At 70.4% G+C, this 18872-nt stretch carries 14 protein-coding genes; 2 read left to right on the forward strand and 12 right to left on the reverse strand.

The features are described 5' to 3' along the window. Positions 1 to 12: 12 nt before the first annotated feature. Complete coding sequence (locus ACTOQ3_RS30640; protein WP_440086908.1) at positions 13 to 1017, forward strand: SIS domain-containing protein; 1005 nt, start codon at positions 13 to 15, stop codon at positions 1015 to 1017. A 73-nt stretch (positions 1018 to 1090) separates the two neighbouring features. Here the strand turns inward: ACTOQ3_RS30640 and ACTOQ3_RS30645 are convergent, their stop codons facing one another. Both ACTOQ3_RS30645 and ACTOQ3_RS30650 read right to left on the reverse strand, forming a co-directional pair. Beyond that, on the reverse strand, positions 1091 to 1690 hold the full coding sequence (locus ACTOQ3_RS30645; RefSeq protein WP_440086909.1) for a DUF742 domain-containing protein: 600 nt from the start codon (positions 1688 to 1690) through the stop codon (positions 1091 to 1093). A 1-nt stretch (position 1691) separates the two neighbouring features. Continuing rightward, positions 1692 to 4670: a sensor histidine kinase gene (locus ACTOQ3_RS30650; protein WP_440086910.1), complete on the reverse strand. Its 2979-nt coding sequence runs from the start codon at positions 4668 to 4670 to the stop codon at positions 1692 to 1694. Positions 4671 to 5059: 389 nt separating this feature from the next. Here ACTOQ3_RS30650 and ACTOQ3_RS30655 point away from each other — a divergent pair, with 389 nt between their 5' ends. Further along, positions 5060 to 6085 carry an ABC transporter substrate-binding protein gene (locus tag ACTOQ3_RS30655; protein ID WP_440086911.1) on the forward strand — a complete coding sequence of 342 codons (1026 nt, stop codon included), beginning with the start codon at positions 5060 to 5062 and terminating at the stop codon, positions 6083 to 6085. Positions 6086 to 6221: 136 nt separating this feature from the next. Here ACTOQ3_RS30655 and ACTOQ3_RS30660 read toward each other — a convergent pair whose 3' ends face one another. The 10 genes from ACTOQ3_RS30660 to ACTOQ3_RS30705 form a co-directional block, all read right to left on the reverse strand. Further along, a complete protein-coding gene (locus ACTOQ3_RS30660) occupies positions 6222 to 6809 on the reverse strand; it encodes a GTP-binding protein (protein WP_329091201.1) in 588 nt (195 codons plus the stop codon). After that, positions 6790 to 7152 (reverse strand): DUF742 domain-containing protein, encoded by a 363-nt coding sequence (locus ACTOQ3_RS30665; RefSeq protein WP_362840796.1) that lies wholly within the window; start codon positions 7150 to 7152, stop codon positions 6790 to 6792. Before ACTOQ3_RS30665 ends, ACTOQ3_RS30660 begins: the two co-directional genes overlap by 20 nt. Positions 7153 to 7191: 39 nt before the next feature. Next, entirely contained in the window at positions 7192 to 7614 is a 423-nt protein-coding gene (locus ACTOQ3_RS30670) for a roadblock/LC7 domain-containing protein (protein ID WP_440086912.1), read from the reverse strand. After that, positions 7611 to 10493 (reverse strand): nitrate- and nitrite sensing domain-containing protein, encoded by a 2883-nt coding sequence (locus ACTOQ3_RS30675; RefSeq protein WP_440086913.1) that lies wholly within the window; start codon positions 10491 to 10493, stop codon positions 7611 to 7613. The genes ACTOQ3_RS30670 and ACTOQ3_RS30675 overlap by 4 nt, the downstream gene beginning before the upstream one ends. A 249-nt stretch (positions 10494 to 10742) precedes the next feature. After that, positions 10743 to 13019, reverse strand: coding sequence for a [protein-PII] uridylyltransferase (locus tag ACTOQ3_RS30680; RefSeq protein ID WP_440086914.1), 2277 nt, complete (start codon positions 13017 to 13019; stop codon positions 10743 to 10745). Positions 13020 to 13022: 3 nt separating this feature from the next. Next, on the reverse strand, positions 13023 to 13361 hold the full coding sequence (locus ACTOQ3_RS30685) for a P-II family nitrogen regulator (protein ID WP_329091194.1): 339 nt from the start codon (positions 13359 to 13361) through the stop codon (positions 13023 to 13025). Beyond that, positions 13358 to 14671: an ammonium transporter gene (locus tag ACTOQ3_RS30690; RefSeq protein ID WP_440086915.1), complete on the reverse strand. Its 1314-nt coding sequence runs from the start codon at positions 14669 to 14671 to the stop codon at positions 13358 to 13360. The genes ACTOQ3_RS30685 and ACTOQ3_RS30690 overlap by 4 nt, the downstream gene beginning before the upstream one ends. A gap of 517 nt (positions 14672 to 15188) precedes the next feature. Next, complete coding sequence (locus tag ACTOQ3_RS30695) at positions 15189 to 16364, reverse strand: ZIP family metal transporter (protein ID WP_440086916.1); 1176 nt, start codon at positions 16362 to 16364, stop codon at positions 15189 to 15191. 1 nt (position 16365) lies between these two features. Further along, positions 16366 to 17433, reverse strand: a complete 1068-nt coding sequence (locus ACTOQ3_RS30700; RefSeq protein WP_440086917.1) for a multicopper oxidase domain-containing protein — start codon at positions 17431 to 17433, stop codon at positions 16366 to 16368. 474 nt (positions 17434 to 17907) lie between these two features. Beyond that, positions 17908 to 18585, reverse strand: coding sequence for a sulfotransferase domain-containing protein (locus ACTOQ3_RS30705; RefSeq protein ID WP_440086918.1), 678 nt, complete (start codon positions 18583 to 18585; stop codon positions 17908 to 17910). Positions 18586 to 18872: the final 287 nt, after the last annotated feature.

Here is an 18872-nt window from a genome sequence, read left to right on the forward strand (position 1 = left end):
GGAGGAGAGACCGTGATCCCCGAGCTGTACCTCGCCGATCTGGAGGCCAAGCCCGCCGCGCTGGCCGCCCTGGCCGACGCCCTGGAGGCGGGCGACCCCTTCGCGGGGATCCCCTCGGGGATCCGGCGGGTGCTCCTCCTCGGCATGGGCAGCTCCCGCTACGCCGCCCGGGTGGCCGCGCTGCGCCTGCGGGCCGCGGGGGTGGACGCGGTGGCCGAGTACGCCTCCGCGGCCCTGTCCTACCCGCCGGCCCCGGACACCCTGGTGGTCGCCATCTCCGCCACCGGCGGCAGCCGGGAGACCCTGGACGCGGTGGCCCGCCACCGGGGCCGGTCCTTCGTCCTCGCGCTGACCAACAACCCGGACTCGGCCGTCACCGAGGGCGCCGACCTGGTGGTCCCGATGGTGGCGGGCGAGGAGCGCGGCGGCGTCTCCTGCCGGACCTTCCAGCACACCCTCGCCCTGCTCCTGGCACTCGGCGGCCATCTGACCGTCCCCGGCTGGGGCGGGCGTGTCCCGGCCGGGGACGAACCCGGCGGTTTCGGCCGGGACGTGCCCGAGCTGCTCCGCCGTACGGCCGAGGCCACCGCCGACCTGCTCGACCGCCGCGACGAGTGGCTGGAACCGGCGGCGGCGCTGCTCGACGGCCCGCACGGCGTCTACACGATCGCTCCCGCCGAGCACCTGTCCTCGGCCGAGCAGTCGGCGCTGATGTTCAGGGAGGGCCCCCGCAGGGCGGCCGACGCGTGCGAGACCGGCGACTGGGCCCACGTGGACGTCTATCTCACCAAGACCCTCGACTACCGCGCCATCCTCTTCCCCGGCTCCCGCTACGACGAGCAGGCCATGGACTGGATCGGGCAGCGCGGCTCCACCGTCCTGGCCGTCGGCGGCGAGCTTCCCGGCGCCAGGGCCTCCGTCCGCTACCGCCACGACGACGACCCCGACGTGGCGCTGCTGACCGAGACCCTGGTGGCCGAGCTCGTCGCCGCCCGCTGGTGGCTCGCGGGAAACTGACGCGGGCTCCCCGCCCCGCCCTCGCGCGAAACCGTCTCGGGCTCCCCCGCCCCGAGGCCGTCCCGGCGGGACCTCAGCCCCTGAGGTGGTTGAGGACGCGTTCGAGCAGGTCGGGCCCGGGACCCGCCGCGGTGACCCGGGGATGGTGGATCCGCACCAGGCCCTCGGACTCCATGTCGGAGACCAGGACGCGGGTGACGCCGAGGGGGACACCCAGGAGAGCGGATATCTCCGCGATCGAGCGGATGCTGCGGCACAGATCGCTGATGAAGCGGTATTCCCGGGTGTAGGACAGGCCGAGCGGGGTCGTGGTCGTGGTCGAGACCAGCGCCTCCATGGCGAGCTTCGAACTCGGCACGACCCGTCCCCCGGTCACGGCGTACATCCGGACCAGCGCGCTCTCCTCCTCGGCCGGCTCGTCGTGCTCCGGCTCGTACCCGAGGCGCCCGTCCCGCCGGGTTCCGAACCCGGGCGGCTCCTCCGGGGAGCCGTATCCCGGCGGCTCGGCCCCGGCACCGTGCGCGGGCGGCGCCGCGGGCCATCCGTGTCCCCCGGGCTCGGCCCGGAGGCCGTACCGGGGCGTGTCGTCCCACCGCTCGTCCCACCGCTCCTGCTGAGGGGAGGCGTGACCGTCGCGAAGCTCGCGCCCGTGGTCCCGGTTGCCGGTCCGCACGCTATTCCTCCTGCTTCGGAAGCTCGTTGCGGGCCTTGCGCACGCCCTCCTGGAAGCTCGCCATGCGGCTGCGCACCCGCTCGGGCGAGAGGGCGGGCCTGGCCGGCGCCGGCGCCGGCGCCGGGGACTGCTCGGACCGCACGGGCGGCGTGACCGAGCCGGGGACCAGGTTGGCCCGGGGAGTGCGCCTGGGCAGGCCGGCCTCGGTCGTACCACCGAGCACGGGAGCGCTCGCCACCTGCGCGGCCTGCCAGCCGAGGTCACCGGGCGAGGTCCACGGCTCGGGCTCGGCCCGGGGTTCCTCGGAGGCGGGGTCACCGAAGCCCTCAGAAACGCCCTCAGAAACGGAGTCCTCAGAAACAGAACCCTCGGAAACGGAGTCCTCGGAAACGGGACCGGAGGAGTCGCCGGAAGCGGCACCCGCCTCGGGGCGGGCCGTCCGCGCACCGGGATCGCGGGGGGAGGCGGCGGTCCGGAACCAGCCGGACTCGACCGCGGCGAAGATCGGCAGGAAGTCGTCCTCCCGCTCCGCCGGGATCCCCTCACCGGCCTCGTCCACCGCGGGAAGGCCGTCGAGGAAACCGGGCGAGCCGTCGAGCGGACCGGGAGGGCGGCCGAACGGGCCGCGGGGCGGCTGCGGGAACTCCCCTCGCTCCCCCGGGGGGCGGATCCGCTCCGCGGGCGGGCTCCACACGCTCCGCGCGGCCTCCTCCGGCCTGGTCCGCGAGGGCAGCGCCGGCCTCGCCGCGGGAGGCGCCTGCGCGGCCGTGGGCGCCGCGAGCAGCGGAACCCGCGACGGCGGGCCCGCGACACCGGGAACCTGCGGGACCGGAGCGGCCGGATCGTCCTCGTCGTCGTCCGGGGTGTGCGGGAACGGCGGAACGGGCGAACCGCCCGCGTCACCGGGGAACGTGGAACCGTCCGCCTCCACGGAGAAGCCGACCACACCCGCGGGAAGACCCGCCACACCCGCCGGCGTACCCGGGAAGGCCGTCGCGGGCCGCGGGTAGCCGGTCGGCAGGCCCACGATGGGCGGCAGGACGAGGAGCGACTCGGGAATCATGATCATCGCGGTCAGGCCGGCGTCCTGGGGGCGGAGCTGGACACGGATGCCGTGCTTGAGCGCGAGGCGGCTGACGACGAACAGGCCCATGTGGCGGGCGATCGAGGCGTCGGCGGCCTGCGGGTTGGCCAGCCGCCGGTTGACCTGGGAGAGCTCGTCGAGCGTCATGCCGATGCCCTTGTCGGTCACCGAGACCATCACACCGCCGTCGTCGACCCGGCTGCTGGACACCGTGACCCTCGTGTCAGGCTGGGAGAACGAGACGGCGTTCTCGACCAGCTCGGCGAGCAGGTGGACCACGTCGCTCACCGCGGGGCCCACGACGGCGACCTCCGACTGGACCCGGTTCGTCACCCGCTCGTAGTTCTCCACCTCCGACAGCGCGGCCCTGACCACGTCCATCAGCTCGACCGGCTGCCTCCAGCGCCGCGCCACCTCCTGCCCCGCGAGGACGAGCAGGTTCTCGCTGTTGCGGCGCATGCGGGTGGCGAGGTGGTCGAGCTTGAACAGGTCCGCCAGCCGCTGGTCGTCGCGCTCGCCGCGCTCCAGCCGCTCGACCAGGGTGAGCTGGCGTTCCACCAGGCTCTGGCTCCGCCGCGAGAGGTTGACGAACATCGCGTTCACGGTGGCGCGCAGCCTGGCCTCCTCGCCCGCCAGCCGCACGGCCTCCCGGTGGACCTCGTCGAACGCCCTGGCGACCTCGCCGATCTCGTCGCGCGACAGCACCCCGATCGGCGGCACGTCGGCGGCGGTCTCCCCTTCGCGCGACTCGCGGACCCGCTGGACGTACGCGGGCAGCCGCTCCCCCGCGACTTCCAGCGCCTCCCTGCGCAGCCGTCTCAGCGGCACCACCAGCGAGCGCGCCACCCCGACGGTGATCGCCAGCACGAGCGCGAGCAGGGCGGCGACGGCCGCGGCGACCATCAGGGCGTGGCTCTGCTCGGTGTCGCCGAGCCGCTGGCTGCGCGCGACGATGTCCCGGGCGTGCCGCTCCTCGACCTCGCGCATGTGGCCGATGGTGACGGTGACCGCGTCGTACCACTCCTTGGCGTCGTCCTTCCGCTCCAGGGTCAGGCCCCTCAGCGGGGCGCCGGAGGCCGCGCGGAGCAGGACCAGCTCGCGCAGGAGCTCGGCGCGTTCGGCGGTGCGGCCGTTGACGGTCTCGTCGAAGAGGCGGCGGTCCCGGCTCCCGGCCTCGGCGGCGAAGGTCCTGCGCTCGTTGCGCTCGGTGGAGAGCGCGCCGAGGAACTGCTCCATCTGTCCCTGCTCGAACCGGCCCGCCACGAGCACCACCGTCAGCAGCGCCCGCTGGAAGGAGATGGCCTCCTTGGCGCGGGCGAGCGCGTCCAGGGTGATCGCCTGGCCGAACAGGACGTCGTCGGCGCTGCCCTTGCCGAGCTCGTCGTACAGGGAGAGCAGGTCGGCGATGAGCAGGGAGTAGGCGGCGATGGCCGCGTCGGGCAGCAGCGTCGACCTCAGCGCCTGCTCGCGCAGCGGGAAGAGGTCGTCCAGCCGGGTGATCGCGCTCTCGACCTCGTCCCTGGTACGGCCGCTCACCTCCTCACCGAGCAGGGAGCCGCTCTCGCGGACGCGCGCCGCGGAACCGTCGACCAGGTCCATCTGGGCCCGCACGTTCTTCACGCCGCTCTCCGGACGGCCGAGGGCGATGAACCAGGCGGTGTGGTCGCGTTCCTCGGCCAGTTCGTGGGTGAGCGTGCCGATGTGGGCGGAGAGCCGGGCGAGGTCGTTGACCCGCTGGTAATCTCCCGCGGCGCGCATCGAGGCGAACACCTGGACACCGCCGAGCAGCACCGCGGCGATCGTGGGCACCAGAACGAGCGCGACAAGGCGCCGGCGTACCCGCCAGTTCCGCGGGCGCAGGCGACTGCCCGCGTCGTGGATCTCGTGTGGACTCACCGAACGCTGCCCTCTCGGTGGATGAACCTCTGGCCGAATTTCCCATGGTCCCCGGCAATTCGAGCACATATCAACCCGTGGGGCCAAGCGAACGCAGCTCGGTAAATGCGGTGTTCCCGGCGAGACAGGGACCGAACCCGGGGCTCCAGCTATGGCTGGAACCCTGTTTCCGGCCCCCCGAATACCCTCATTAGGTACTTCTCGACCTTTATGACCGTTTGCATCGTTCCATTCTGCGGCCGCGAGAGCCCGCCACGGGGGCGCGTCAGCCGCCGGGGAATCACAAATTGTGATTCGCCATATTTACGCCATATCTTGACCCCCTACATCCGTAGCCCGCACCGCGCCCCCGGCCCGCCGAATCCGGGCGGCGAGCCCTGGAGGAGACCGTGGCCACACCCGGCGACGTCGCGAGCCAGGTTCGCGGCTCCCGCCCGACCGCCCGCGCCCTGTCCCTCCCCCGGCTCCCCCTCCCCCGCCGCCTCCTGGCGCTCGGCGCGGCCACCGCGTTACTCGTCTCCCTCGCCGCGTGCACCGGCCAGGACGCACCGGCTCCCCCGGCCTCCGGCGGCGGGACCGTGAGGATCGCCCTCCACGAAGGGGCGGGCTACGAGGCCGGCGCCGCCGTCATCGGCCGCCTGCTCGCCCAGGAGCTCGGCCACCGGGCGCAGACCGTGAGACTCACCCCGTCCGAGTCCTGGGAGGGCCTCGAGAAGGGCACGGTGGACGTGATCGTGGAGAATTGGGGGCGGGAGGCGCTGAAGCGGACCTACATCGAGGAGAAGAAGGTCGCGGTCTCCGCGGGAAGGAGCGGCACCAGGGGGGTCATCGGCTGGTACGTGCCCCGGTGGATGGTGGACGAGTATCCCGGGATCACCGACTGGCGGCAGCTCAACAGGTACGCCCACCTCTTCAAAACGGATAAATCAGGTAATTTAGGTCAGCTTCTCAACGGGGACCCCTCGTACGTCACCAACGACGAGGCCCTGGTCCGCAATCTCGGCCTCGACTACCGGGTCGTCCACGCGGGCAGCGAGAAAGCGCTGATCGACGCCGCGAGACAGGCGACCCGCGACCGGACCCCGCTGCTGATGCACTTCTACGAGCCGCAGTGGCTCTTCACCCAGATCAAGCTGGCGAAGGTCGACCTTCCGCCGTACGCGATCGGCTGCGACGCCGACCCGGCCAAGGTGCGGTGCGACTACCCGCCCTACCTGCTCGACAAGATCGTGAGCAGGCGGTTCGCCGACACCGGGGGCAGGGCCTACGAGCTGGTGCGGAACTTCTCCTGGACGAACGAGCAGCAGAACGCGGTGGCGAACGACATCGTCGACAACGGCCTCGACCCCGCCGAGGCGGCCCAGAAGTGGATCAACGCGAACAGGATCACCTGGAAGGAGTGGATCCCGGACTGACGGGTTCCCGGGTCGCGTTCCGCCGGCCGGCACGGCGCGAACCGGACACCGGACCGCGTCCCGCTCCGGAGACGGCCCGGAACCCGGTCCGGGACGGGCCCGCGGAGCGCGGGCCCGTCCCGGAGGGAAAGCGTTGCTACACCGACGTGCCGTAGGCCGTGCGGACCCGCAGCACGTGCTCGACCAGGGTGATCAGCGTGCTCTTCACCGAGTCGCGGGAGCGGGCGTCGGTCCGCACCACGGGGATGTGCGGGGCCAGCGTCAGCGCCTCGCGCACCTCCTCCTCGTGGTGCGGGAACTCGCCGTTCCAGCCGTTGACACCGACCACGAAGGGGAGCTTGGCCTCCTCGAAGTAGTCGATCGCCGGGAAGCCGTCGGCCAGCCGCCGGGTGTCGATCAGGACCACCGCGCCGATCGCGCCGCGGACCAGGTCGTCCCACATGAACCAGAACCGGTGCTGACCCGGCGTACCGAACAGGTACAGGATCAGATCACGGTCCAGCGAGAGACGGCCGAAGTCCATCGCGACCGTGGTGGTGGTCTTGTGGGGAGTCAGCCCCAGGTCGTCGATCCCGGCGCTGGCGTCGGTCATCACCGCCTCCGTGGTCAGCGGCACGATCTCCGACACCGCCCCCACGAACGTGGTCTTGCCGACGCCGAACCCACCCGCGACAACGATCTTCGTTGACGTCAGGCCACCCTGGCTAGAGCCTGCGAAGTCCACTGAGAACCCTTTCGAGCATGTTGAGGTCCGGTTGTCCCTCGTTGAGATGCGGCTGGTGGATGCGGACGAAGCCCTCGTCGACCATATCCGCCACCAGCACGCGGGCCACGCCGAGCGGCACCTTCAGCAGAGCCGAGATCTCGGCGACCGACCGGTACGAACGGCAGAGCCTGATGATCGCATCCTGCTCGGGGGTGAGCAGAGCCAGGTCCTCCTCCATGATGAAGGAGGAGGAGACCAGCGCCTCCATCGCCATGTGGAAGCGCGGCTCCGACCTGCCGCCGGTGACGGCGTACGGACGGAACAGGGGCTCGTCGTCCCCGGTTCCGTCAATCCCGAGCACGAGCCTCTCCCGTGAGGAGACCGGGCGTGAGCGCGGTCATCACCGGCCCCGGGAGGACTGCAGCTCGGCGCGGAGCGCCGGGGTGAGCACCTGTCCGGCCCTGTCGACGAGCAGGGTCATCTGGTACGCCACCAGGCCCATGTCACAGTCGGGAGAGGCCAGCACGGCGAGCACGGAGCCGTCGCTGATCGCCATGACCAGCAGCAGGCCGCGCTCCATCTCGACCACCGTCTGGGTGACGGCGCCTCCCTCGAACACGCGGGAGGCGCCCACCGTCAGGCTGAGCAGGCCCGCCGCGACGGCGGCGAGCTGGTCGGCCCTGTCGGGGGGAAACCCCTCGGAACTGGCGATCCTCAGCCCGTCGGCGGAGACGCACACCGCGTGCGCGACACCTGGCGTGCCGCGGACGAACTCGGTGATCAGCCAGTCGAACCTGCGTGCCTCATGACTCAGGGTCGTCACGAGCCCTCCTCCTTGTCCACCAGGCTCCTGGTGGTGGTATCGACTACTTCGGCACGGCCCCGCCGTACACCTTGCTGGAAGCTGGACAGACGGCTGCGCACCCTGTCCGGTGACATGGGCGGCACGGGGCTGGACGGTACGGCCGCGGCCGTACCGGGGACGAGATTCGCCTTGGGAGTGCGCTTGGGCAGGCCCGCTGCGGTCACCCCGCCGAGCGCGGGCTCACTCGCCGCCTGGGCGGCCCGCCACCCGGCGTCGGCGGGGGTGTTCCAGCTGTCCGGCTCGGCCGCCACCGCCCTCACCTGCTCTCTCGTCGGCGGTGTGTCGCGAGCCGGCTCGCGGACCGGCATGCCGGTCGGGGGTGTCGGCTCCTCCCCCCACGCCGCCTCCGGATCGGAGAGCTCGCCCTCCGATCCGGAGGATGACGCCCGTCCCGGGGATCCGCCCGTGGCCGGCTGCTCGCCCGGCCCCTCCGCCCGGCGGAACCAGGCCGACTCGATCGAGGCGAAGATGGGCAGGTACTCCTCCTGCTCGGCCTCGAGCGGGGAGACGCCCACCGCGGGCATCGCCCCCACCGCCGTGTCCTCGTACGAGGACTGGCTCCAGGCGGAGAAGTCGGAGACGGGAGCGCCGTTGCCGTTGCCGTTGACCTGTCGCTTGGGCAGCGGCGGGCCGCTCCTGGCCGGGCCGCCGGGCGGGCCGGAGGGAATACCCGGTGCCGGGGGGGCACCGAACGGCGGGGCGGAACCGAACGAGGGCGGGTCCACCGATGTCTGCCCGAACCCCTCCTGACCGAACGCCTCCTGACCGAACGCCTCCTGCCCGAATGTCTCCTGCCCGAACGAGGCCTGCCCGAAGGGATTCGACCCGAACGGGGACTGTCCCTGCTCGAACGAGGGGTGGGTGTGTCCGAACCCGGGCCGGGACTGCCCGTACGAGGGCTGCCGACCGGCCGGTCGACCCGCGGGCGTCTGCGCGAAGAGGTCCTGCGCGGGAGCCGGCTCGGCCCCCCAGGAGGGCGTCTGGACCGGCTGGACCGCCTGGACGACGAGCCCCGGCGGGAACAGGACCATGGCGACGAGACCGCCGCCCTCCTGCGGGCGCAGCTGGACCCGGATGCCGTGGCGCAGCGCCAGGCGGCCGACCACGAACAGGCCCATGCGCCGTGACACCGAGACGTCGACGACGGGCGGGTCCGCCAGCCGGCGGTTCGTCTCGACGAGTTCCTCGTGGGTCATGCCGATGCCCGGGTCGCTCACCGCGAGCAGCGCGCCGCCGCCCTCGATCACGCTGCTGGAGACCACGACCTGGCTGGCCCGGGGGGAGAACTGCAGGGCGTTCTCCACCAGCTCGGCGACCAGGTGCACGATGTCGTTGGCGGCGCTGCCCGCGACCGAGATGGTGCGGTGCACCTTGACCTGGACCCGCTCGTAGTCCTCGACCTCCGACAGGGAGGCGCGGACGACGTCGACGAGCTTGGCCGGCTGGCTCCGCCTGCGGGTCGGCTCGTGACCGGCGAGGACCAGGAGGTTCTCGGAGTTTCGGCGCATGCGGGTGGCCAGGTGGTCGAGCCTGAACAGGTCGGCCAGCCGGCCGCCGTCCTCCTCGCCCTTCTCCAGGCCGTCGATCAGCGAGATCTGCCGCTCGACCAGGGTCTGCGTGCGCCGCGACAGGTTGACGAACATCGCGCTGATGTTGGAGCGGAGCTCGGACTCCTCTGAGGCCAGGCGCACGGCCTGCCGGTGGACCTCGTCGAAGGCCTTGGCGACCTCCCCGATCTCGTCGCTGGTGTCGACCGAGATGGGATCGACGTCGGGTGTCCGGGTGTCGCCGGAGACCCGCAGGCGCCGCACGACCTCGGGAAGCCGGAAGCTCGCCACCTCCAGCGCCTCGGCGCGCAGGCGGCGCAGCGGCGTCACCATCGAGCGGGCGATGACGACCGTGAGGCCGAGCACCAGCAGGAGCAGCAGCAGGATGAGCCCGGCGGTGATGATCGCGTTGCGCTGCTCGGCGTCCTCCAGGTCCCTGGCCCGGGTGACCACGTCGCCGGCGACCTGGGTCTCGACCTTCCGCATCCGGTCGAGGACCACGCTGTTGTCCGAGAACCACTGCTTGACCTCGTTGAAGTCGGACAGCAGCCGCCCGGTGCGCGAGGGATCGCTGGCGAGCACGATCACCCTGGCCTTGATCAGCTCGGCCCGGTGGACCCGCTCGTCGATCAGGGCGGTGACGAGGAGCTGGGCGTTGTCCGGGCTCGCCTCGACGCCGAAGTCCGCCTCGTACTCGTCCATCCGGGAGCGGGAGGCGATGAACTTCTCGACCTCCTGCGGGTTGATCAGCGAGGGCGCGTAGTAGCCGGCCAGCAGCCGGGCGCGCTGCTTGGAGACCTCCTCCTTGGCGTACGCCAGGGCGCTGAGCGCGCGGGTGTTGCCGATGATCTCCGGGTCGTCACTGACCAGCGTGAGCTCCTCGTGGAGCGTCAGCAGCGGGGCGATCATGGAACTGTACCGTTCCACACGGTTGATGCCCGGCAGGCGGCGCAGCTCCGGAAGGCCCTCCAGCTGGTAGGACACGTTCCTGGCCGCCTCGACGACCCGGGCGCCGTAGGAGTCGTCGATCGCCTGGACTTCCAGCCGCACCTTCCTGGCCAGCGCGTCCACGGTCCTGCGCTGCGCGTCGGAACTCTCCTTCAAGCCCTTGTTCGAAGGCTGGAACGACGACCACGCGCCTCGGTCACGTTCCAACCCGAGCGCCTGGGCCAGGTCACGGAGACCGCCCGAGTACTCCGCCGCGGTGGCGGTCCGCTGGTACCCGGCCACACTGTCCACGGAGGCCACCACGCGCGTGCCGGCGAGCACGACGCCCACTGCCGTCGGCACCAGGATCAGGGCCGTCAGACGCGAACGGACACGCCAGTTTTTCAAGCCGAACCGGGCGGCAGGCCGCTTGCCACGGTCGGGTGCCGAAGCACCTCCGCTTTCGGATGTCGCCGTAGTCACCGCTCTCGCTACCCCTCAATCACGACACAAGTGGACAACATCAGACCACAAGGTCATGGGAAAGAATCGGCAAAACCGACATAGCGACTTTAATCGTTACGAAGGCGACGAGGGACCGATTTTTTACGGTTACCGCAGGGCAGCCAGCACCTGATCGCGCACCTGCGCCCGCTGGACCTCGTCGGTCAGCGGACGGCCGGCTCTGTCGACCACGTAGAAGACGTCCACCGCCTCTGCGCCGAGAGTCTCCACACGGGCGGCCCGTACGTCAAGGCCACATTCACCGAATGCTCTACCAATCCGCCACAAAAGTCCCGGACGGTCATGGGCCCGCACCTCGATGACGGTGGCGGTGTTGGACGCGTCGTCCACCAGGTTCACCCTCGGCGGCGCCACCGGCACCCGGGCCGGGCGCATCGACCTCGTCCTCCTGGCCAGGCGTTGCTCGATGTCGAGGCGGCCGGCCAGCACCAGGCGCAGGTCGGCCTCCAGCGTCGCGGGGTCGGGCGGCGAGCCGTACTCGGGCACGACCGAGAACTCGATCACGGCGGTCGTCCCCGCCGAGGCGGCCGACGCGGCGCGGACCACCATCCGGTGCGCGGCCAGCACCCCGGCCGCGCGCCAGAGCAGCCCGGCGCGGTCGGGCGCGACCACGGTGACCGCTCCCCCGTTGACGCGTACGGCGCCGCCGCCGTGGCGGGCCAGGGACGCCTGCTCCACCGAGAGGGACGGCGCGGGGCGCAGCGGGGTTCCCGAGAGCGCCGAGCGGACCCGGCGTACCAGGTCGGCGACGAGCGAGGCCTTCCACGAGTTCCAGGCGGCGGGCCCGGTGGCGTGGCCGTCGGCCACGGCGAGGGCCGCCAGCAGTTCGAGGACCTCGCGCGAGCCGACGGCCTCGGCCACCCGGGAGATCGTCACCGGGTCGTCCAGGTCGCGGCGGGTGGCCGTCTCGGGCAGCAGCAGGTGGTGGCGGACCACGGTCTCCAGGATGTCGACGTCGGCCGGGGGCAGGCCCATCCGGGCCCCGATGTCGCGGGCGACGACGGCGCCGGTGGTGGAGTGGTCGCCGGGGTATCCCTTGCCGATGTCGTGCAGGAGCGCCGAGATGAGCAGCAGGTCGGGCCGGGAGACCTCGCGGGTGAACGAGGCGGCGCCGGCGGCGGCCTCGATCAGGTGCCGGTCGACGGTGTAGCGGTGCACCGGGTTGCGCTGCGGGCGGTGCCGCACCCGCTCCCAGTCCGGCAGCAGGCGGACCAGCACCCCCGCCTGGTCCAGCTCCTCCCAGACCGGCACGGCCGCGCGACCGGCGCCCAGCAGTGCCACCAGCGCGTCACGCGCCTCGTCCGGCCAGGGCACGGGCAGCGGCGGCGACTGGGAGGCCAGCGTGGTGACCGTGGCGGGTGCCAGCGGCAACCCCGCCTCGGCCGCCGCCGCGGCGGCGCGCAGCACCAGGACCGGGTCCTTGCGCGGGTTGACCCCGCGGGCGAGCACGACCTCCCCGCCATGCTCGACGACGCCGTCGGCGAGCGGGCGGCGGCCGCGGGGGGTGGGGCCGGTCAGCAACCGGTCGACGGTGCGCCAGGTGGCGTCGAAGGCGTGCCCGATCGTCCTGGCGGCCTCGGCGAGCCTGCGCATCAGCGCCTCGGCGTCGAGCAGGCCGAGCATCCCGGCGACGGCGTCCTGTTCCTGGAGCACCAGCCTGTCGGCGCCGCGGGCGGTCACCAGGTGCAGGCCGTGCCGGATGTCGAGCAGGAGCTCGTAGGCCTCGCGCACCCGGGGGCCGGGCGCCGAGGCGACCCAGGCCGCCGCCACGGCCTGCATCGCCTGCACGTCGCGGATGCCGCCGCGGGAGTCCTTGAGGTCGGGCTCGAGCAGGAACGCCAGTTCCCCGCTGGCCTCCGCCCGCTTGTCGGCGGCGTCGCGCAACTCGCCCAGGCGGCGCCGGGAGTCGGCACGCCACTCGGCGAGCACGATCTCGCGCGCCGAGCGGGTCAGCTCCGGGTCTCCCGCCACGTGCCGTGCCTGGATCAGGCCGAGGACCGCCTTGAGGTCCTCCCTGGCGACCTTGGCCGCCTCGTCCACCGTCCGCACCGAGTGGTCGAGCCCCACCCCGGAGTCCCAGATCGGGTACCAGATGCGGTCGGCGACGCGCGCCACGTCCTCCCGCCCGTCGTGGAGCAGGACCAGGTCGAGGTCGCTGCCCGGCGCGAGCTCGGAGCGTCCAAGACTCCCGACCGCGACGAGCGCGACTCCGGTGAGGGCGCCGCGCTCGTCGTTTCTCGTCGTTCCCCCGTTGGGCCCGTACGGCGTGCCGACCGCGGTGCGGACCAGGTCCGTCAGCCAGCGGTCGATGTCCGCGGCCCGTTCCTTACGGGCCGCGGCGTACGAGCGCGTGTCGCCTCTCACCGGTTAGAGCGCCTCGGGTCCGCGTTCCCCGGTGCGGACGCGAACGACCGTGTCCACCGGAACGGACCAGACCTTGCCGTCACCGATCTTGCCGGTCTGCGAGGCCTTGACGATGACGTCGATGACGTCCTCGGCGTCCTCCTCCTCGGCGAGCACTTCGAGGCGGACCTTGGGCACCAGGTCGACCTGGTACTCGGCGCCGCGGTAGACCTCGGTGTGACCGCGCTGGCGGCCGTAGCCGCTGGCCTCGCTGACCGTCATGCCCTTGACCCCGAACTGCTCCAGGGCCGCCTTCACGTCGTCGAGCTTGAACGGCTTGATGATCGCTGTGATGAGTCTCATGCGTCCACCTTCTTAGACGCCGGGGTGGGGGCCGGGCCGTTGACGGCGGCCACACCCGAGGAGTGGATGGTGCCGAGGTCGTAACCGGTCTCGGCGTGGGAGGTGATGTCGACGCCGGTGATCTCTTCCTCGGCGCCGATGCGGAAGCCGACCGTCTTGTCGATGATCTTAGCGATGATCCAGGTGATGATGAAGGAGTAGGCGCCGACCGCGACCGGGCCGAGAACCTGCAGGCCCAGCTGCTTGACACCGCCACCGTAGAAGAGGCCGGTGCTCTGCTGCTCCAGGAACGGGTAGGCGGCGATGAAACCCAGGGAGACCGCGCCGATCACACCGCCGACCAGGTGCACGCCGACCACGTCGAGGGAGTCGTCGTAGCCGAACTTGTACTTCAGGCCCACCGCGTAGGCACAGACCGCACCGGCGACGAGACCGAGGACGAGGGCCGCCCAGGGGTCCACGAAACCGCAGGCGGGGGTGATGGCGACCAGACCGGCGACGGCGCCGGAGGCGACACCGAGGCTGGTGGCGTGGCCGTCGCGCATCTTCTCGACCACGAGCCAGGCGCCCGCCGCGGCGGCGGTGGCGATCTGGGTGTTCATGAACGCCAGGCCGGCGGTGCCGTCCACCGCGAGCTCGGAGCCCGCGTTGAAGCCGAACCAGCCGAACCACAGGAGACCGGCGCCGAGCAGGACCAGGGTCAGGTTGTGCGGCCGCATCGGCTCCTTGCGCCAGCCGGCGCGCTTGCCGAGCACGAGCGCCAGCGCCAGCGCCGCGGCTCCCGCGTTGATGTGGACCACGGTGCCACCGGCGAAGTCCTCGATGCCGAGGTTGAACAGCCAGCCATTGCCCCAGACCCAGTGGGCCACGGGGAAGTAGACGATGGTCGCCCAGACGATGGTGAACAGCACCCAGGCGCCGAACTTCGCGCGGTCGGCGATGGCACCGCTGATCAGCGCGACGGTGATGATCGCGAAAGTGAGCTGGAAGGCCGAGAAGACCAGGCTCGGCATACCCGTGCCATCGTCCTTGGTGGCGGTGTCGACCAGGCTCTGCAGCCCAAGGGCGTCGAAGCCGCCGATGAACTTGTTGACGAGCTCGCTGCCGTTGTCGGTGAAGGTCAGCGAGTGCCCGTAAAGCACCCATGCGATGGTGACGGTGATGATGCTGACGAACGACATCATCATCATGTTCAGGACACTCTTGGCCCTGGTCATTCCTCCGTAGAAGAACGCAAGGCCGGGAGTCATCAACAGCACCAAGGCGGTGGCTGTGAGCATCCAGGCAGTGGTGCCGCTATCGATCTTCATTCGACGCGACCCTCCCTTACAAATGGCGTGTGGCCGGTTTCACAGTCGCAGTGATCGCTTCCTGGGCTCCATCGACCGGCCGCGCACTGACGTTGCGCCACAGCGTGTTCTTCCACCGTTTCAAGGTGCGACCTTGTGTGTTTCACATCTGTGAATCTCGGCCGCATGGTGTTTCAGCCATGTTTCGGATGCGGTGCGCCATAACCTGGGGTTGACCGTAAAAGGGCCCAGATGACCTCCGCCTAGGGGTTCGCAGAGACTTCGACACCCCCGTTCATGATCGGCGTCACGCCCACTCGATCCGGGCGGAAGCCGAGCCGCAGCCCCCGGCCACGGCCTCACCCGGGCAACGGATCGGCCCCGCCGCCGTTCACGCCGCGGTGGGCGGGCACTCCGGACGGCCGTCTCGGTCGATGTCCCGTGGTTCAGGCCTCCGGCCTGCTCGGGCGCGGTGGTTACGGGCTCCTTTCGAGCCGCGGCGACTTTCACGAGGCGGATCTCGTCGCGCGTGGCGGGGTCAGGTCAGGAGGCCCGTGGCGTACATGAGGGCCATTCCGGCGAGGATGCCGGCGATGCCGAGAGGGTGCAGCAGCCGTCCGGTCTCGTCACGTACCGATGGCGCGATCTGGAGGATCACCTGCACGATCGCGCCGACCCCCAGACCCAGCAGCAGCGCGGCGATCGCGGGTTGCACCGTGGCGGCGCCGAGCCAGGCGCCGAGGATGGCCGGGCCGCCGGCGACGAGGCCCAGCAGTGCCAGCCTCGGCGGTGAGACGCGTTCCTCGCTGACCGGGGCGACGATGGCGAGGCCCTCGGTGGTGTTGTGGATCGTGAAGCCGACGACGAGCGTCGCGCCGAGGGCGAGCGCGCCGACGGCGTAGGCCGAGCCGATCGCGAGTCCTTCGCCGAGGTTGTGCAGGCCGATGCCGACGGACACGAGCAGCGCCAGGCGGTGGCCGCCCGCCTGTCCCGGTCGTGCGGCCATCCAGGCGTGCACGCCGGACAGCAGCAGGTACGCGGCGACGGCGCCCATCGCCACGAGTCCGGCGCCGCCGAGCCCGCTCGCACCGGCGTTGGCGACCTCCATGCCTTCGAGTGCCGCGTCGATCGCCAGCCAGGCGAGCAGGCCGATGGTCAGTGCCATCAGGGCGCGGATCCAGGAGGGAGGTACGCGCCGCAGCCACGGCAGCCAGAGCATCCCGATGGCCACGGGGATCACCCCGACGTATGTCCCCAGGAGCGTCATCAGGCCGATGAATCCAGACGGGTCGGGGGTCGTGACGGCGACGGGGATGTCGTGGGTGACGACGCCTCCGGTGGAGGTGAGGAGCGTCACCTCGTAGGCCTCCGCGTCGACCCATGGGTAGGTGATCCGAACGTTGGCGGAGCCGAGGCGGCCGATCTCCGGCTCGCTCGTCCGAAAGTCGGTGAAGGCGTCGTTGACCGCGACCTGGACGAGAGCGACCGGATCGGCGCCCTGGTTACGCACGACCAGTTCGATGGAGCCCGCGCCGAGTATCGTCCGCTCCACCGTGAGCTCCTCGGCCGGAGGGCCGTTGCGCGAGGTCAGGCCGGGGCCGTCCAGAACGGCGAGCCCCGCGACGGCGACGGCGATGACGCACAACGGCAGGAGACCGAGCAGCCATGTGTTCAGGCGGGTGCCACTCGGATGACGTGCCCGGCGTTCCTCCACGTCACCGGTTCCTTTCGCAGCCGGTGGCAGCGGTGCCACCGCAACCGGCCTCGAAGAGGCCCATCCAGCCGAGCTCGGCGAACTCCGACTGGTGCGCGTGGAACATGAAGCGCCCTTGGCGCGGAAACGTCATCTCGAGAATTCCCCGCTGGCCCTGGCACAGCATCACGGTGTCGGTGTGCTCAGCCGGGCGCGGTGACGTGCCGGTCGGATACCAGTCGAAGAAGTTTCCATGGACGTGGAAGGAGTTGACGAGGTCGTACTCGAGGATGTTGACGAGATAGATCCTCACCAGCTCGCCGACGGTCACCTTCACCGGCTCTCCCATGTACGCGAAGGGGATGGTGTTGACCGCGTACAGCTCGTTCGAGCGATCGAAATTGGTGTCGAACCCGTTCATGACCATCACCAGTTCGTCGGCCTCGCTGCGCGAGCCCTTCGGGTCGATGACGAAGGCGCCGTACAGGCCTTTGGCGATGTGGGCGGCGAGCGGCGTCACGTGGCAGTGGTACAGATGCACGCCGAACGGCTCCGCGTCGAACTCGTACACCGTCCGCTCGCCCGGCTGGACCAGGCCGAGGCCTATTCCCGCGACCCCGTCGACCTCCGCCGCGTGCAGCCCGTGAAAGTGAAGCGTGTGCGCGTGTGCCGAGTAATTGACGAGGGTGATTCTCAGACGGTCGCCCTCATTCGCGCGAAGCGTGGGTCCGGGAATCCTGTCGTTATAGGTCCAGGCGGGGAACACGACTCCGGGAGCCACCTCGATCGGCTTCTCTCGCGCCACCAATGTCCATTCTCGAAGCGTCCTCCCACCGGACAGCGCAGACGTTCTCCCCCTGTCGAAATCACGGAGGAGCGTCGTCGGATGAAATCCGTTCTTTCCATTGTCCACCCGGGTTCCCGACCTGAAGCCGGCGTGCGCGGACCCCGCGGTTTGTGCCGGAACATGCTGGTGGTCGCCCGGATCGGGGGCCGGGATCGCCGGCCTCCCGGTCAGTTGCGCGGCGACAGCGGCCCCGACCGCGGGAGCCAATGCGGCAATTGCGCTACGTCGAGAGATGTCTGACATACGAAACACGGTAAATGGTCAAAGCTCGCGTTACAATACGCAAATTAAGTCCACGTTTGACCTAATATGCCAGAATAAGAGATTCATTGTTGACGATGATGGCGAATGTCAAGGCTCTCCGTAGTGGCCGACCCGCCACACAACCGGCCCCATGAAGACACCCTGGCCAATCTACATACCATAAATATCCGATTTAACGTGATTGTCCTACCTCGAAAGCGGCGAGGAATCCCAGCGGTGATGCCGGGCGTTTTCGAGAACGGAAAAATCGCGTGAAAGTAGCCGAAATCCCCTCAAAGCAGCTAACAAGACGTGGGACGCGGCACCACGGACCATGAGCTTTTTTCAACCTGACGGCCCTGGCTCACCTGCGCAAATCTTCGAAGAGGGCCGACTGATGATCTGAGTCGCGGTCAAGGGTGCTTCCATGAGCCTTCGGTGCCTCTATGCGCCGCAAGTGGTGAACGACAACCTTCACGCATCGCGTGAATACCCAAGCAACTCCATGGCCGTGACGTTATCGGGGCGGGACCAGAAGAGCTGGTGCAGTTCCTCTGGCAGCTCGTCCGAGTGTGTGCCTGTGTGTCCTCTCCGGAAGAAGCCGCCATCGACCCGGTGAAGCTCTGCGAAGGTGGGAACGCGGGCATCAGGCAGTGGCCGCAGGGTCGGCGCCAGCGTGGCCAGCACCTTCTCGACGGTCCGTCGCGGCTCGCGAATCAGCTCCTCGTAGCGGAGCATCACGCGATGGGGCGCGGGCGGACGTAGCCAGCTCAGTACGTTCCGGCCCCAACTGCCCGTTCCCACCTCGTCACGGCGGTCGATCATCGCGCGGAGCTCCGCCTCGACATCAGGCGCACCGGTCAGGTGGGCCCATGAGGTTATGGAGTCGCGGCCGTCTCGGACGAGACAGATCGCGCGGTCCTCTTCCCCGACACGCTGCCGGTGCGTCTTGACGAAATACAGCTTCTCGGAGGCGCGCATCTCCTCGATCGAGGCGGGACGCTCCTCGAAGCCGATCAGGTCAGGACCAAGCCGCGCGGCTACGCCGTCGACGTCGTAGACGGTGGAGGTGTACACGCCGTACAGCTGCTTGAGGACGATGCGGAGGAAGGTGTTGCCTGATCGGGGAAACGAAGCGACCCAGATGATCATGCTCTTAACGGTAACGACTTCGTACATTGCGTGCGCGTGGATTGGTCTGTTCATGGCCGCAGGCCTCCGAGGAGGCGGCCGACCGCTCCCACGCTCGGCTACGCGGACCCCCGGACGGCTTGAAAAGAGCCCGCAACCATCACGCCCGCGCAGGCCGGAGGCCTGAACCACAGGACATCACCTGAGACGGCCGTCCGGAGCACCCGCCCACCGCAGCGTGAACGGCGACGGCATCCACCACGGCGATGGAACCGGGACAGCCTGAACAGCCATGGAACCGACCAAAG

Origin of the sequence: Streptosporangium sp. LJ11, from assembly GCF_051918945.1 — a bacterium.
In the GTDB taxonomy this organism is placed as follows: Bacteria; Actinomycetota; Actinomycetes; order Streptosporangiales; family Streptosporangiaceae; genus Streptosporangium.

Coding starts and splice junctions, on each gene's coding strand:
- ACTOQ3_RS30705 (WP_440086918.1), bottom strand. CDS start 18,585: ATGATCATCTGGGTCGCTTCGTTTCCCCGATCAGGCAACACCTTCCTC.
- ACTOQ3_RS30690 (WP_440086915.1), bottom strand. CDS start 14,671: ATGAAGATCGATAGCGGCACCACTGCCTGGATGCTCACAGCCACCGCC.
- ACTOQ3_RS30685 (WP_329091194.1), bottom strand. CDS start 13,361: ATGAGACTCATCACAGCGATCATCAAGCCGTTCAAGCTCGACGACGTG.
- ACTOQ3_RS30700 (WP_440086917.1), bottom strand. CDS start 17,433: ATGTCAGACATCTCTCGACGTAGCGCAATTGCCGCATTGGCTCCCGCG.